The 15,293-nt window shown below is 57.9% G+C and carries 11 protein-coding genes, 1 tRNA gene and 1 rRNA gene; 3 read left to right on the top strand and 10 right to left on the bottom strand.

Annotated elements, in window-relative coordinates; genetic code table 11:
- Positions 1 to 70: 70 nt before the first annotated feature.
- Together MED193_RS11210 and MED193_RS11215 are read right to left on the bottom strand one after the other, a co-directional pair.
- The gene (locus MED193_RS11210) at positions 71 to 961 is read right to left on the bottom strand and encodes a CPBP family intramembrane glutamic endopeptidase (protein ID WP_009809841.1); all 891 of its coding nucleotides are present in this window, start codon (positions 959 to 961) and stop codon (positions 71 to 73) included.
- Positions 958 to 4,188, bottom strand: a complete 3,231-nt coding sequence (locus MED193_RS11215) for an ABC transporter transmembrane domain-containing protein (RefSeq protein WP_009809842.1) — start codon at positions 4,186 to 4,188, stop codon at positions 958 to 960. The genes MED193_RS11210 and MED193_RS11215 overlap by 4 nt, the downstream gene beginning before the upstream one ends.
- Positions 4,189 to 4,443: 255 nt before the next feature.
- On the opposite strand from MED193_RS11215, the gene MED193_RS11220 reads away from it, so the two are divergent.
- The 3 genes from MED193_RS11220 (at position 4,444) to MED193_RS11230 (ending at position 6,684) form a co-directional block, all read left to right on the top strand.
- Positions 4,444 to 5,421 carry a hypothetical protein gene (locus MED193_RS11220; RefSeq protein ID WP_009809843.1) on the top strand — a complete coding sequence of 326 codons (978 nt, stop codon included), beginning with the start codon at positions 4,444 to 4,446 and terminating at the stop codon, positions 5,419 to 5,421.
- Positions 5,422 to 5,531: 110 nt separating this feature from the next.
- Positions 5,532 to 6,293, top strand: coding sequence for a DUF6478 family protein (locus MED193_RS11225; protein WP_009809844.1), 762 nt, complete (start codon positions 5,532 to 5,534; stop codon positions 6,291 to 6,293).
- Positions 6,294 to 6,303: 10 nt separating this feature from the next.
- Entirely contained in the window at positions 6,304 to 6,684 is a 381-nt protein-coding gene (locus MED193_RS11230) for a hypothetical protein (protein WP_009809845.1), read from the top strand.
- Positions 6,685 to 6,713: 29 nt separating this feature from the next.
- On the opposite strand, the gene MED193_RS11235 is transcribed toward MED193_RS11230, so the two are convergent.
- From MED193_RS11235 to rrf, 8 genes are all read right to left on the bottom strand, one after another.
- The gene (locus MED193_RS11235; RefSeq protein ID WP_009809846.1) at positions 6,714 to 7,460 is read right to left on the bottom strand and encodes an isocitrate lyase/phosphoenolpyruvate mutase family protein; all 747 of its coding nucleotides are present in this window, start codon (positions 7,458 to 7,460) and stop codon (positions 6,714 to 6,716) included.
- On the bottom strand, positions 7,457 to 8,521 hold the full coding sequence (locus MED193_RS11240) for a bifunctional transcriptional activator/DNA repair enzyme AdaA (protein ID WP_009809847.1): 1,065 nt from the start codon (positions 8,519 to 8,521) through the stop codon (positions 7,457 to 7,459). The genes MED193_RS11235 and MED193_RS11240 overlap by 4 nt, the downstream gene beginning before the upstream one ends.
- Before the next feature lie 93 nt (positions 8,522 to 8,614).
- Positions 8,615 to 9,697, bottom strand: coding sequence for a ribosome small subunit-dependent GTPase A (gene rsgA / locus MED193_RS11245; protein WP_009809848.1), 1,083 nt, complete (start codon positions 9,695 to 9,697; stop codon positions 8,615 to 8,617).
- A gap of 202 nt (positions 9,698 to 9,899) precedes the next feature.
- Complete coding sequence (locus tag MED193_RS11250) at positions 9,900 to 11,240, bottom strand: S41 family peptidase (RefSeq protein ID WP_039966124.1); 1,341 nt, start codon at positions 11,238 to 11,240, stop codon at positions 9,900 to 9,902.
- Between the two features lie 7 nt (positions 11,241 to 11,247).
- On the bottom strand, positions 11,248 to 12,393 hold the full coding sequence (locus tag MED193_RS11255; protein ID WP_039966848.1) for a murein hydrolase activator EnvC: 1,146 nt from the start codon (positions 12,391 to 12,393) through the stop codon (positions 11,248 to 11,250).
- Between the two features lie 30 nt (positions 12,394 to 12,423).
- A complete protein-coding gene (gene gpmI / locus MED193_RS11260; protein WP_039966126.1) occupies positions 12,424 to 13,956 on the bottom strand; it encodes a 2,3-bisphosphoglycerate-independent phosphoglycerate mutase in 1,533 nt (510 codons plus the stop codon).
- Positions 13,957 to 14,348: 392 nt separating this feature from the next.
- A tRNA-Met gene (locus MED193_RS11265) sits at positions 14,349 to 14,425 on the bottom strand.
- Between the two features lie 48 nt (positions 14,426 to 14,473).
- Positions 14,474 to 14,588 (bottom strand): 5S ribosomal RNA (gene rrf / locus MED193_RS11270).
- Positions 14,589 to 15,293 lie beyond the last annotated feature (705 nt).

Genomic DNA, 15,293 nt, shown 5'->3' on the forward strand with positions numbered 1-15,293 from the left:
TGCCTCTGTCAGAGCCGTTTGGCGGCGGCCAATTTGCACACCAGATAAGCTGCCTTGCGCAGAATTGCAATCAGCGGCGTATCACCAGCCGCGCTGCCAACCACAGGACCAGCATGGTCATGCAGTCCACCAATAGCCAGGGCCGCATTGCATCTACATCGGACATCTCGTAAGGCAGCAGATAGAGCGCCAAACCATGCAGACTGCTGGGCGAGCCGAAGATTAGCAAGGCCACGAAGTTATTGGCAAAATGCACTGCTATGGCTGGTCCCAACGTGCCTGCCCGCGCCGTAAGATCTGCCATCAAGAGGCCAAAACCCATAGCCCAGAGACAGATCAGAACGGCATTGTCCCCGGCCACCTGGGGCATGTAATGGGCCAGACCAAACAAGGCCGCCGGCAGCCCGAGCCAAATCAGCGGATTTTGGAATCGCGCCGCCAGGGCCTGTTGTAGATAGCCGCGAAACACCAGTTCTTCTGCGCTGACCTGCACCAGCACAGCCAACAGCGACAAAGGCAACAGGCCGAGCCAGATAGGCCAACTCAGGTTGGCAATCAGTGGCGCACCAAAATCATAGGGCGGCAGGATGAACAGGGCGACAAAGACCACTAGTGCCGCCAGGCAACACCAAATGAACTGTTGCAGCATCACCCCAGGCACACCGACTAGGCTGAGCAGGCTGCGGTTTTGCAGCAGGCGCGCAGCCAGCCCCACCCCCAAGGTGAGAAAGCCAAAACTCGCCAGCAGGATCAGCAGGGCAACTGGCGTATTGCCTTTTTCCAAATTAGCCAGCCAGGCCACCGAAGTGATCTCCAACAGGACTACAAAAACCACCAGGTTGAGAGCATAGCTGACGGCGACAATCACGCAGAGACCAAGAAACATGCGCCAGAGCTGCGGTTTAGAGCGCCCCGGAGCAACCAGCGCCGCATGGGCAGAATAGGCCGTTTCAAGGATCATGATAGCTCATCATCTTCTTTTTGTTCCGCTCGCGAGCTACTGCTTGCAAACGGTCCACCCACGGCCTCGGTATTTTGCTGTTCTTGGCCAGGCATGACCTCAGGAGTAAAACCCGAAACAGGCAGGCCCGCAAGCCGCACCCTTGTCGCCAGCCCCACCAAATGCTCCGAAACCGTCTTAAGCAGCTGCGTCGCCACGCTGGCATCGCTTTCGATCACTGCACGGTATTCTTCCGCGCCGATCCGTAAGAAAAGGCAAGGCTCTGCGGCGCGCAGGTCCATTTCGCGGGGCTGTCGCAAGATGACTGACAAATCCCCAATCAAACGCCCAGGCTCAATAACCGAAATGGGCGCCGTTGTGGCAGGCGCATCCGGCCAGCGCAGCTCAGCCCGGCCTTCGAGACACAGGTAGACCGCATCACCGCTCTCGCCCCGCGCAAAGACCAGATCGCCCTGCCCCACCCGGTGCCACTGCGCCGAAAAGGCCAGCAGGCGCTGGTTGCGCGAATCCAACTGAGTAAAGAGCTCCGCCCGGCCAATCACATCAAGTTTTTGCCGAAAATCTTCAGCGACCAGTCCTTCAGGTCGCCCCTTCTTGCGTCGTTCCCCCCTGGTGGCAGATCCATCGATCTGCCCCTCGTGGATCTCAACAAAAAGATCATAGCGTTCAGGATGACGGAAATCATCCTCAAGAAAAATCATCGTGGTCGCAGGCATCAGCGCACGTAGCCTGTCCCGGGTCCGCAGACGGCTGTCAGAATCATGGCTGGCCAGAGCCCGGTCCAGAATGAGCAGATCTGGGCGCTTGATCGCAGCGCGGGTAAAGGCCGCGCGCTCTTGAAAGACCGGTTCCAGCAACGCTCCTCCCAGTCCCGTTGGCAAATCATACAGAATAAGCGCCAGACGCTTTTGCAGTCCCTGGGCTGTCACCACTTCACTGACCAGAGCCTCGACCTGACGCGCCTTATCCCCCGCATGAAGCGAGACCTTTCCAAACAGCGCGTTCTCCATCACCGAAAGGCGCGGCGCATAGCTGCTGGGGTCCAAAGCCGCGAACAGACCTTTCGAGCGGGCCGTAAGCACCCCGCCACTCGCAGCCCGGATTTTCAGGATACGCGCCTTGAAGCTTTCCAGAAAACCCGGGCCGATCTGTTCCGCCGACAAAAGAAAAGGAATAGTCATAAGCGCCGCTCGGGAGGCTGCGCTTAGTCCCTGTTTGCTGCCGTTATTTGCCGCGCCGCCAGCAGTATTCGCCGCAAGAGCGCGCTCCTGTACTGCATATTCCTCTGCCGCGTTACACAGGCGGCAGTACACGTCTTCGTCCAGACCCAAGCGTTGAAACAGCGGGTGATCAAGATTGTCTCGACCAAATGTCTTGATCAGGGTCTCTGCCACCCCCAGACCAATTTCAAGCGTCTCATCCTCTAATTGTTGATCGCGGATCACCTGATAAAATAGGGTTCCTGGCGCCAGAAGCTCTTCGGGGTCGATGTCACGGGTGGGGGTAGCAAAGAGCATATTGCTGGCCAGTGGCACGGCGGGATTAAAGGCCTCTGGGTCAAAATGGTGCACGACGCCATCAAGGCCAGCCTCAATCAGTCGCTGTTTGATCAAGGGGCGCAGCCGCACGATTTGCTGCTCTAGAAACGGTTGTGCACTGGGCTGCAACTGGGCATGCAGCGTACGGCGAAACAGCTGTTGATCGACCCCCATCGCCTCGACCAGTTGGAACCACCAGTCGCGCATGTCGCCTTCAGACCCAAGCCCCGCCAGCGCCGGATTCACCCAATCCGCCTCTAGCGGATCAGCGCTATTGCCTGCCCGAATAGCCTCAGCAATCTGTCGCTCAGTCTCAGCTGAGGGGCGCGGCAGACTGGGGGAGCTCCGCAGTGGCATCAGCACATTGTCCCCCAAAGAGCCCGAAAACAGATAGGGATGCGAATGGGCATAGCCCACCCGCGCCGCGATCACCCCCTGATGCAGCGCCTCCAGCCGATGCCCTGCCAGGGTGATCGCCCCCCGAGTTGGTAGAACTTCTCGGGTCAGGAGCTGGGCAAAAGCCGCGCGCTCTGCATCGCTGCTGCTTTTGACCGCAACGCGCGCACCTTGGGGTATGGTGAGAGATAGATTTTCAATCACCATATTACCTTCACTGTCGCGCAAAGAGACATTGCGAAACACCACATCACCGCGCAGATGCGGCAGTTTGTCGGGCACCCCCTCAATCAGGGCCGCATCAATCATGCCTTTGGGCGCGAAGCGTTCGGTCATGATTGACCAGCGCAGCCCCATGTCCTGCACCTGATTGTAATAGGTGAGCAGCTCCTTCCACGGGGCCGAAAGATCCTTATAGGCGGCCAACCCCGCCACCAGGGCTCCCACCGTGATTTCACCGCGGATCGCCAGCACACCGCCCGCTGAATAGAAGACAAAGGGCGTCATATGGCCGATCAGGTTGTTAAGGAACTTCATGAAGTATTTTTTGTTATAGATCCGGCGGCGGATATCAAACAGCCGCCCCAAGCGGTCCGAAACTTGCGCCAAACGGTAGCGCCAGCCGCCATTGCCCCGCAGGTCGGACATCCCGGCAGCGGTCTCTCCAATTTCTGCTGCCAGAGCGCGGACTTCCTGAATACGATCCTTGTTCAGCAGGTTGATCTGGCGTTGCAGTAGCGGGATCAGCCAGGCCTGTAACGGGATCAACGCGATTGAGACCAACCCAAACCAGACGCTTTGCATAAACAAGAACACTACAATGGTCGCCATTTGGCCGGCCTGAAATGCCGGCTGCGCCAGGGCATCCCCCATCAAGCCCCCCATAGGTTCGCTTTCCGACGTAATCATCGAGACCAGCTCCCCTTGGCTGGTGGTGCGAAAGTAGGGTGTGGGGAAGCGCACCATACGGCTGATCAAACTGTACCGCAGCCGTCGCAGCAGTCGTTCCGCCGTCACCCCCTTGGCGGTGTTCAAGCGCATCTTCAGAATGCCCGCGACAATCACCGCAGCCAGGAAGCCACAACAGAGCACTAAGAGATACTCAACCTGGCTCATCTCTTGCCCCCAGACATCCACAATAGGTGCAGGGGCTCCAATAGCATCGTTGATGATCCGCTTGGGCAACTCCAACGTGGCATAGAGGAACGGAAAAATCAGCAAGGTCAGTGCCAACAGGCCCAGCTGCTGACGCTTTGAATAGCGCCAGATAAACGAAAACAGCGTGCGCGGCATATCCGGTCCTTGTTGCATAAAAGCTGCATGACAGGGTCTTGCAGATGACACCGACTTGCCGCCTGCGGCAGAAATTGGGTCACTGTGGCGAAACTTGGCTACCCTATGCACCAAATTCAAGAAAGCTAAGGTGATCTAGGTCACGCATGTTTACAGTTGCAGGCGCACAGGCGCGAATTTTCTACGCCTGCGTATCAACAGACCCCGGTCGCGGGGCAATAGAGGCTGGCCTCACAGGGTCAGAAACCAACAGAGATGAATTTCAGCACCGCGAATCGGCGCAGCAAACAGGACAAGATCTCAGCTCCCACAGCCAAAGCTGCGGATGATGCGGACCCGCACTCATCACACCTAAATCAAGCGTCCCACAGTCGCCTGACTGGCTCCCGTTCTCTGGCGGGGTTGGCTCTGTTTTGTGCACTCTCAGCCTGTTCAACCCTGCCGCAATCAGGTTTCTCCTTTGCGACGCGTGGTGAACAGATCAATGAACAGCAGGCGCGCGCCCCTGCCCAGCAGACCAAAACCCAGGCTCAGTTTGCCCAGGGCAAGGTCACTCTGGTCGCGCCATCGGGCCATTGCCTTGACCTCACCATGCTGCGCCAGGAGGCCCAAGGTGGTTTTGCCCTGCTACCGCGATGCAATTTGATGAATGGCAACCGCCTGTTTGGGCGCAACCGCGCTGCAGTCATCACCGCCACCATCGGACCCGCCAAGGGAGCAGAGGCTCCTTCTACCACAGAGCTGGCCCATTCAGCGGAGGGGGCAACTGTGCTCTACTATGAAGACAAAGGGATGTTGCCCCTGGTTCGATTAAGGTGGCCCGGTCATAGCGCCATGGGCGGCTCTGGCGCCAGTGACGAACACTGGCGGGGCGCTTTTGTCGTCAACGACCATCTTGTTGTCTTGGCACTCTATGCGCCCGAAGGCAGTGCGCTGTTAGGACCAGCCGGCGCCGAACTCCTGACCGAAATGACCAGCCGCAGCCGGAAGGCGAGCATCCAGACCGCCCCAAGGCCCGAGGCTGTCTCGTCCCTTCGCGCGGACCCCTCCCGGACTGGACAGGAGGCGCCGGCCGCTAGCATCCGGCCAAAATCGCGCCCCGCAACCCAGCGCACGCACTCAGACGGTGCTTTGCAAAAAGTGCCAGAGGCTCCGGTAGAAAAACTCTCGCTGCGCAGACGAATTGGCGGTTTATTTCGCACCCCACCCCCGGCTAGATTGACAACAGAGTAAAGAAGGCCGATGGCTCAGGCGGACGGATGCGCTAACAGATAGGCCTCCGGCACAAAAATCCCCAGGCAGAAGCCGCGGGAGACAAGACAACAAAGGGTGCAGAACGCGATATGGGCGGTTTTCTAAGCAAGCTGTTTCATCGGCGTGTATTACGGCATTGGCAGCGAGCGGCGGCCCAGGCCGCCAACATGCCGCTTCCACAGCTACGCCAACAGCGAAACCAAGCCCGGGTTCTGCGTGGCCAATTGGACCGACTGATCCATATTGCAGAGGGGCGCCTGGCCCTGCCGCAGATCGGTTCCTCCTTCTTTCCCCGCCCCCATGGTACAGATTGGTCCTGGCGGCCCGAGTTATGGCGTGGCCCAATGCCAACGCCTGGGATATCCTCGGTGCCGTCCAAATCCAAACTGGGCGAGGAAATCACCCTGTTTCACGACTGCGGTGTCTCGGAGCTAACCCTGCGTCAGCTGCGCAACAGCCGCGAAGTGGATCTTGCCCCCTTTGGCCTGCGCATGGATGTCTTTAACTTTGATGGCTCATTTCTATCACTGGTGGTGGATCTGCCGACCGAAGCCTGCAAAGGTCTCTCACGTCACCACCTGGTGCGTATCGACAGCATTATCGAAACCGAAAAACCGATCGAAATTTTTGCCCGCCTCAATATTCGCCACGGCCCCAACACCGAACAGCTGGTGCGGGAACTGCCTCTGGGTGAGAAAGACGTCACCGTCGAATTTGACCTCGCCTATTCCGATCTGAACGAAAAACGTATTGAGCGTATCTGGCTCGACCTCATTTTTGAGGCACCCGACATGAACCAAGTGGTTCTACGCGATCTGACTTTTGCGCGCCACCGCCGCGCCAATATCTGAGGCCCAAGAGATGAGCGACCTGACCGTCACCAAGATCCGTTTTCGCAATGGCACCTGGGAAGGGGTGATCCAGAATGCCGCAGATACCGGTCTGCCGCCAGACATTCAGGTGCTCTTTCAGGACCAGCCACTCGAGGGTGTCTCTATTACCGAAGGCAACGCCTCCGGTGAGTGGAATCTACATATTACCATCCCCACCGAGGCGATTGCCGACGGTGTGCAGACCTTTGTCATCACCGAAGGCGGCAGTGCGGGGCAAAAGTTGGAGAGCTTTTCGCTGATTGCAGGGGAAGCCACCGTTGATGATATGCGCGCCGAAATCGAGCTTCTGCGCGCTGAACTGGACATGCTGAAACGCGCCTTTCGCCGACACTGCCTGGAAACCAGCTGATCCAGGGCTGCACGGTGTCGCTGCGCGCTTTACGTCAGCCCGGCAAAGGCCTCTCCTAGATGTTTCATCGCCTTGGCAAAGGGCGCCGGTCCATAGCTGGCCCGCGCCACACCGACCTTGGCCATGGCAGACAAAGACATGCTGCCCCGCATCATCACATTGACCGGCAGTGGCGTGCCCGCTGTGATCCCAGAAATCAGCGTGGCATCTGTCAGACCTGGCACAAAGAACCCACTGGCCCCGGCATGGGCATAGGCCTCTGCCCGCTCCAGCGCTTGATCAACCAAACCTGCATGTTTCTCTGGATCGGGCTCTTTCAGGAACAGATCTGTACGGGCATTGATAAAGTAATCGGCATTGGCCGCCCGCATGGCAGCAATCCGGCGGGCCTGCTCTGCAACCGAATATAGCCCCACGCCGCCGATGATCTGATCCTCAAAATTCACTCCCACAGCGCCGGTTTCCACCAGACTGCGAGCGTTCTGAGTCAGGCTGTCGGGCGTCTGGGCAAAACCACCCTCAAAATCCACTGTAAGCGGCAAGTCACATGTCGCGGTGATCCGGGTGACGATCTGCAGCAGCAGCGCTAACGGGATGTCCTCACCGTCACCATAGCCCTGTGCCGCTGCAACGGACCAGCTGCCGGTGGCCAATGCCTGAGCTCCGGCCTTGGCAAGGGCGGCAGCGCTGCCTGCATCCCAGATATTATAAAGCACCAAGGGCGTGCCGGGGTTATGCAGCGCGGCAAAAGCGCGGGTGCGCTCAGAATAGGTCATGCCGTCAGCCTTTCTGTGTAGCTGGTTTCAATCTCGATAAGTCGCTGTTTTCGCCACAGCCCACCGCCATAGCCAGTCAGGCTGCCATCTGCCGACAAGACCCGGTAACAGGGAACAACCACGGCAATCTGATTGCTGCCATTGGCCCGGGCCACCGCACGGGTTGCTGTTGGACGCCCCAAATCCTGAGCGATCTGCGAATAGCTGCGGGTTTCGCCAGCGGGGATTTGCAACAGTTGGCGCCAGACCTCACGTTCAAAGCCGGTCCCATGCAGTGCCAAAGGCGTGTCGAACCGTGCCTGAGTTCCTGCAAAATAGTCAGAGAGTTCAGTGGCGATTTGCTGGGTCGGGGCCGGGCGACCAAAGCCAACTCCGCCTGGCTGCGCCTTTTGCAAGCGTTTCATCTCTCGCGGCAGGGCCTTGCGGTCGGCAAATTCCAACAGATGCAACTTATGTTGGCAACTGATGGCAATCATAGCGCCCAGAGGGGTTTCAATCCAATCCGCCAAGAGCAGGGCATCCCTGCGAAAGCTGCCTGGAGCCATGCCCACCAGTCGAGCAAAAGCAGCACGAAAGGCCGAGGGACTGTCAAAGCCCGCATCAATCTGCGCCGCGATAACCGGCTCGCCCGCCGACAATGCGGTAAAGCCTTCTCGCAGCCGACGTTGCCGCGCCATTTCCAGAAAGGTCATGCCAAAGTGCCGCTTGAAGGCCCGACGCACGGTGGAGGGATCATAGCCAAGATCAACCAGGTCACTCTCGCGCCAGCGATGGGTGGGGCGCACCTCCAGCGCATCCACAAGAGGCTGCACCATCGGGTCATCCCCAGCCGCGGCTTTGAGCGGCTTGCAGCGTTTGCAGGCACGAAATCCCGCCTCGATACATGCGCCGGGCGTGGCAAAGAACTGGCAGTTCTCGAATTTGGGATTGCGCGCCGGACAGCTTAGCCGACAAAAGATACCAGTGGAGGTCACACCCACATAGGCACGCCCCTCGTAGGCGGCGTCGCGGGAACAAAGTGCGGCATAGAGCGTTTGGGAATCAGGCAGGTCAAACATCATGGGATGAAACTAGACCTATCTCCCCGCAGTCGTCGCCGGTTTCCGGGCGTTAATGTAAAAATCTATGGATCACAGATTTGTGTGGCCCCGGTTCTAGCGGCGCGGTTTCTTCTTGCGCTTCACGGCGGCGCGTATGGTTTTTTGCAGCGCCTTATCACTGCCCTTGCGCTCTGCCAACGAAGCAGTATTGAACCGCTCTTCAGCCGCGAGCTTGTTCCAGCGGTCCAGACGCAACTGGCTCACCTCACCTCTCTTGATGGCGGCATTGATGGCGCATCCCGGCTCGCTGTCATGTTTGCAATCGCGGAACTTGCACTGCCTGGCCAATAGGGTCAAATCTTCAAATAGATCAGCAATACCGCTTTCGGCCTCGGCCATCTGCAACTCACGCATTCCCGGCGTATCCATAACGGCACAGCCATTAGGTAAAAACCGCATATGCCGATGCCGGGTCGTGTGCCGTCCACGCGCGTCATCTTCGCGAATTTCTGCCGTCTCCGCAGTATCTTTACCAAAGAGCGCATTGACCAGTGTCGATTTTCCCACCCCAGATGAGCCTAGAAACACCAGCGTCTCTCCGGGTTTGCACCAGGGGGCAAGCTGGCCTTTCGCGGCATCGCTTTTGGCATTGAGCAAAACCACCGGCACCCGCGCTGAAATGGCCTCAGCCTGTTCCACATAGGGTGTCGGATCATCGCAGAGATCAGGTTTAGTCAGCAAGATAACCGGCGCAACACCGGCTTCAAAGGCCAAGGCCAGATAGCGCTCTAGCCGGGCGAGATTGAAATCCGGGTTACAGGAGCTGACGATAAAGCTGGTATCGGTATTTGCCGCGATCAATTGTAGGCTGCGGTCATGCCCTGGAGCGCGGCGTTTGAACAGGCTCTTGCGTTCCAATACCCGGCTGGAGGTGGGCAAGACTCGGTTCAGCAGCACCCAGTCCCCCACCGTGGCCGCCAATTTAGGCGGAACCAACTCGTCTATGCCATCTCCCTGCACTCGCAGACCGCTGCGATGAGCCTCGACGACCCGAACCGGCGGCGTTTCCTCCAGTTCAGTCCCCACCACCTGATCTGCAAAAAACGGCTGCCAGCCGAGCTTTTCCAGCGCGGTCAGTACAGGGCTGTGCTGATCGGTCTCATTAGGCGGTGTAAGAGGGTCATCCCGTTTGATCATGAAGGATCTGCTTTCTTGCCAAGGCGAGGCGAAACTGTTGCAAGGTTTAGAATCACAGATCGCCAGCCAGCAAAAGCCCCTTCGCACCTGTTCAAATCAGACATGCATCCATGCGACAAAAAAGGACCGCTCCTGACGGAGCGGTCCTGATCTGTGCAAGGCGTTAAGTTTAGGGACTCCGCCCCTGGGGTTGCCCCGTAGACTATTGCTTTGGTCCCAGTGCAACCAGACCTTTGAGAATGTCGATGGCATAGGCCAGCTGATAGTCCTGCTCACGCAGTGCAGCAGCTTTTTCGGCCCGCTCACGATCCTCTTTGATCTGGCGGATTTCATCTTCGGTCAGGCTATCATTGTTGAGGCTGCCCCTCAGATCCGCCTCAGTACGGGTGCGGCGGGCTGCGCTTTCCTCTTCGGCCTCTTCCGTCTCGGGGGTTCGGCGGGGCTGTTCAACCACGATGTCTGGGGAAACTCCCAGTGCCTGGATCGAGCGACCCGATGGCGTGTAGTAACGCGCTGTGGTCAGCCGCATTGCGCCATTGCCCCGCAGCGGCATCACGGTCTGAACCGAGCCTTTGCCAAAGCTCTTGGTGCCTACGACGATGGCCCGGCGATGGTCCTGCAGAGCGCCAGCCACAATTTCAGAGGCAGAGGCAGAACCACCATTAATCAACACCACGATGGGTTTGCCGTCCGACAGGTCGCCTGGCGTCGCGTTAAAGCGCTCGCCATCCTCAGGATTGCGCCCACGGGTCGAAACGATCTCGCCGCTGTCGAGGAAACTATCCGCTACACTGATAGCTTCAGTCAGCAAACCACCCGGATTGTTGCGCAGATCCAGTACGATACCGCTGACCTTGTCGATGCCGCCGGCCTCTTCGATCTGTTCCTTCAAACCGGATTCCAGGTTAGGCGTGGTCTGCCGGTTAAAGGTGGTGATCCGCAGCACCACTGTTTCGCCTTCGGTCCGCGCCCGCACGGCTGTCAATTTGATGGTGTCGCGGATAATCGACACATCAAAGGGCTCTCCCTCGCCTTCGCGTACCACGGTGATCACGATCTCGGATCCCACCGGGCCGCGCATCAGGTCAACCGCTTCGTCCAGGCCCAGACCCAGCACGCTTTCGCCATCGACATGAGTGATGAAATCGCCGGCTTCCATGCCGGCCTCATCCGCAGGGGTGCCATCAATCGGAGAGACAACTTTGACAAAGCCCTCTTCCTGCGTCACCTCAATGCCAAGCCCGCCAAATTCACCGCGGGTTTGCACCTGCATGCTGGCCGCATCATCGGGTTTCAGATAGCTGGAATGAGGGTCAAGCGACGTGAGCATGCCACCGATGGCCGCTTCGATCAGCTCTTTTTCGTCAACCTCTTCGACATATTGAGCGCGGATGCGCTCAAAGATATCGCCAAACAGATCAAGCTGTTCATAGACCGTCGCTTCGCGGTTCGCTTCCTGCGCCAGCAAAGGGCCGGCCACATAGGTTGTTGCGACGATTCCGGCCAGCGTGCCGCCGATAGCCGCCATGGCAAATTTTCTCATGAAACCTTCATCCACCTTTTCCGATGCGGAACCATGTTGCAGGGTCCACCGGGCTGTTATCCATTCTGACTTCTATATAGAGCGTTTCTGTCCGGTCAGTTCCACCCCCTTCACCGCTTAGTGACAAAATGGCACCAGCCTGTGGGGCACTGCCGCCCATCAGGCCCACCGGTGTGCCTGCGGGGATAACCTGACCAGCGGCACCGTAAACCTCATCGAGTCCCGATAGAATAAAGAGCGTATCGGGCTGCGGTTCAAGGATCACCACATTGCCAAGATCCAATAGCGGGCCACGGTAGCGGATTGTCGCCGCCGTAGGAGAGATCACCAAGGCGCGCGGGCGGGCTGCAATCAGCAGGCCTGGGCGGGCAATGCCGGCCGCATCACGCTTTTCAAAGCCGCGCAGCAGAAGGCCTTCAACCGGCAATGAAATCTCGCCGCGCTGAGCGCTGATATCTGCGGCAATCGGCACAATTTCTTCAGCTCCGCCAGCGATTTCAGCCAAACCGCTGGCAAATCCGCTGAGCGTCTCAGTCGACGAAATCAGGATAGCGGTGCGCACTGGGTTTTCGGTAAAGCGCATGGGCAGGTCAGTCCGGTCCGCGATCGCTGTGGACAACGCTATCCGCGCCTCCTGCACCCCTGTGAGCCCCTTTTCCAGAGTGTCAGCTGCGCTTTGCTGCAACAAACGCAGGGTCTGCACTTCATCCAGATCCCGACGCAGGGCCTCAGCGCGGGCATAAAGGCCCGGTGTGACCTCCGCCACCATCATGGCAGAGCGTGCCGCCCCTAACGGACCCGAAGGGTGCAGCATCAGAACCGGCGGCGCTGAGGTTTCAATCGTCTGCAAAATGCCCAGCAGCTCGGCCACCTCGTCATCGCGGGATTTCAACTGAGCCAGCAATTGCGATTCGCGCCGTGCCACTCGCCGCAGCCCGTCCCGCATGGCGCCCAGCCCAGCCTCATAAGCGCGTACGGTATTTGTCAGTGCCTTGACGCGATCACGCGCGCTCTCAGCCTCTGCCAAAGCCTCTGTCGCGGCCTCAAGTTGGCCAGCTGCTTCCTGTGCGGCCTCCGCAGGAGCCTGTTGGCCCTGCAGCGGTGCGGCAAAGCTAACTGTTAGAAAAAGAAGCAGCCCGGCGGCGCGTATTATCATATGGTTCAGATCTTTTTGGTCTGGAACTTAGGTCAAAAGGCTTTCACCGGTCATTTCCGCCGGCTTGGGAAGATTCATAAGCTCTAGCAGGGTGGGGGCAAGATCGGCAAGACGCCCATTGCGCAGCCCAGCCCCCGCTGGCCCGCCCACTAGCGCTACGGGCACCAAATTGGTTGTATGCGCAGTATGGGCTCCGCCTGTTTCGGGATCCACCATGAGCTCACAGTTGCCGTGATCCGCCGTGACCAGCATTGCGCCGCCAGCTTTTTCCAAGGCAGCAACCACCTGGGCCAACCCTTGATCCACCGCCTCGCAGGCCTTGATCGCCGCCTGAATATCGCCGGTATGGCCGACCATATCGGGGTTGGCGTAGTTGGTCACGATCAGATCATAGCCAGCCTCGATAGCCGCGACGAACTTCTCTGTCACCTCCGGTGCGCTCATCTCTGGTTGCAGATCATAGGTTGCTACCTTGGGCGATTTGGGCATGGCCCGGTCTTCGCCCTGTTCTGGCTCTTCCCTTCCACCGTTGAGGAAAAAAGTCACATGCGGATACTTCTCGGTCTCCGCAAGGCGGAACTGGCGCTTACCCTGCTTTGCCACCCATTCGCCCAAGGTATTGACCAATTCGGCCTTGGGATAAGCGGTTGTCATATAGGCACTGTGGTCCTTGGAGTAGTCCACCATGCCCAAAAGCGCTGCCAATTTGGGGCGTGGTCCGGTGTCAAACTCAGCAAAACTCGGCTCACCAATGGCGCGTAGGATCTCACGCGCGCGGTCCGCACGAAAATTCAGGCAGAAGAAGCCATCTCCATCTTTGACCCCATCATAGCCACGTAACACACTGGCACCGATGAACTCATCCGTTTCAGACTGATTATAGGCGTGGGTCACCGCATCATGCGCATCCAAGACGCTACGGCCTTCACCCCGTATCATGGCACCATAGGCTTCACGCACCCGCTCCCAGCGGTTGTCGCGATCCATCGCAAAATATCTCCCGGTGACAGTCGCGATTTTGGCACGCGCACCTTTGCTCCCAAGCGGCATCCCTTCCACCAATTCCGCAAAATACCCATAGGCGGATTTTGGTGCCACATCGCGCCCATCCGTGATGGCATGCAACCAAACGGGGATCCCAGCAGCAGAAATCACACGAATGGCCGCCAGAATATGGGTGAAATGCCCATGCACCCCACCATCGGAGACCAACCCCATGAGATGGGCAGCGCCGCCCGTTGCCTTCAGTTTCTCAATAAACTGCAAAAGGGCTTCGTTTTGTTCAAATGAACCATCCTCAATCGCCAGATCAATCGCCCCTAGGTCCATCGCAACAACCCGACCGGCGCCGATGTTGGTATGGCCGACTTCCGAATTTCCCATCTGACCGCGGGGAAGGCCCACATCAGGTCCATGAGTCACCAGGCGGGCCTGGGGGCCCGCTGCCATCAATGCATCAAAGGTTGGGGTTTGCGCCAAGTGCGGCGCGTTGGCCTCTCCGGGTTCTGCGCTGCCCCATCCATCAAGAATACAAAGAACGACGGGTTTGGGTGTGGTCATATCAAAGCTCCGGAGCATGGGCAGTGGAAAAGATCTTTGCCGCCTTTTATCCGTTTGGCCTCTTGGGGTGAACCGACAACCTGTCACTGATGGCGTTATCAATCCTAACGCGGCAAGAAGGGCACGAAGCGCATCAAAAAGGTGGTTAGATTTTTGATTATCAGTCGGCCAGTGAAGGAAGGGCGTTTTTGATAAGGTTGCAAACCGGACGCAAACATCCCGGCTCAGGGGCTGCGTATTCTACTGACGCTCCCTCAGGCGGGTCTCTATTTTGGGTTTTAGGATTTGAAGCTCGTGTTTTGATGTTATGAGCGTGGGGAGGTGAAGAGGTTAATCAATTGATGCTGTTGGTCAATTGTATTTTGATGGGTCTGTGTTGACCTTTTCCGACCTGGTTGCGGGAGTAGGATTTGAACCTACGACCTTCAGGTTATGAGCCTGACGAGCTACCGGGCTGCTCCATCCCGCGTCAGTGTCGGAAGTTTATATCGTTTAGAGATTTTTTGGATTTTACTAGGTTTGGCAGTGACCTACTCTCCCACGACTTAAGCCGCAGTACCATTGGCGCAAAGGCACTTAACTTCCGGGTTCGGGATGGGACCGGGTGTTTTGCTCTCGCTATCGCCACCAAACCAAGAAAAATCCAAGAACCTGCGGTTCTTGGATTTTTTTGGTTGGCGGTCGGCAGGGTATTTGCATCGCAAATGCCCGAGAGACCGCACCCCAGTTATGTCACGAGGACATTTCCAAGATCGCAGGGAAACAATCAACACTGACGACTTTACGCAAGTAAAGTCTGTCACGCAGCAGGCAGTGTATTTGCCGGGCAAATGCACGTTGCTGCACCTTTGTTATGTCACAAGTTCATGTGGTGCTTATTTGGTTCTTGGCTGTCTATTACTAGATCAGATCAAGCCAATCGGGCGATTAGTACCAGTCAACTGAACGTGTTACCACGCTTACATCTCTGGCCTATTGACGAGGTGGTCTACCTCGGCCCTCAGGGATACCTTGTTTTGAGGGGGGCTTCCCGCTTAGATGCCTTCAGCGGTTATCCTGTCCGAACATAGCTACCCAGCACTGCCGTTGGCACGACAACTGGTCCACCAGTGGTTCGTTCACCCCGGTCCTCTCGTACTAGGGGCAACTCCTCTCAAGTATCCTACACCCACGGCAGATAGGGACCGAACTGTCTCACGACGTTCTAAACCCAGCTCACGTACCTCTTTAAACGGCGAACAGCCGTACCCTTGGGACCTGCTCCAGCCCCAGGATGAGATGAGCCGACATCGAGGTGCCAAACACTGCCGTCGATATGGACTCTTGGGCAGTATCAG

Origin of the sequence: Roseobacter sp. MED193 (assembly GCF_000152965.1) — a bacterium.
In the GTDB taxonomy this organism is placed as follows: domain Bacteria; phylum Pseudomonadota; class Alphaproteobacteria; order Rhodobacterales; family Rhodobacteraceae; genus Pseudophaeobacter.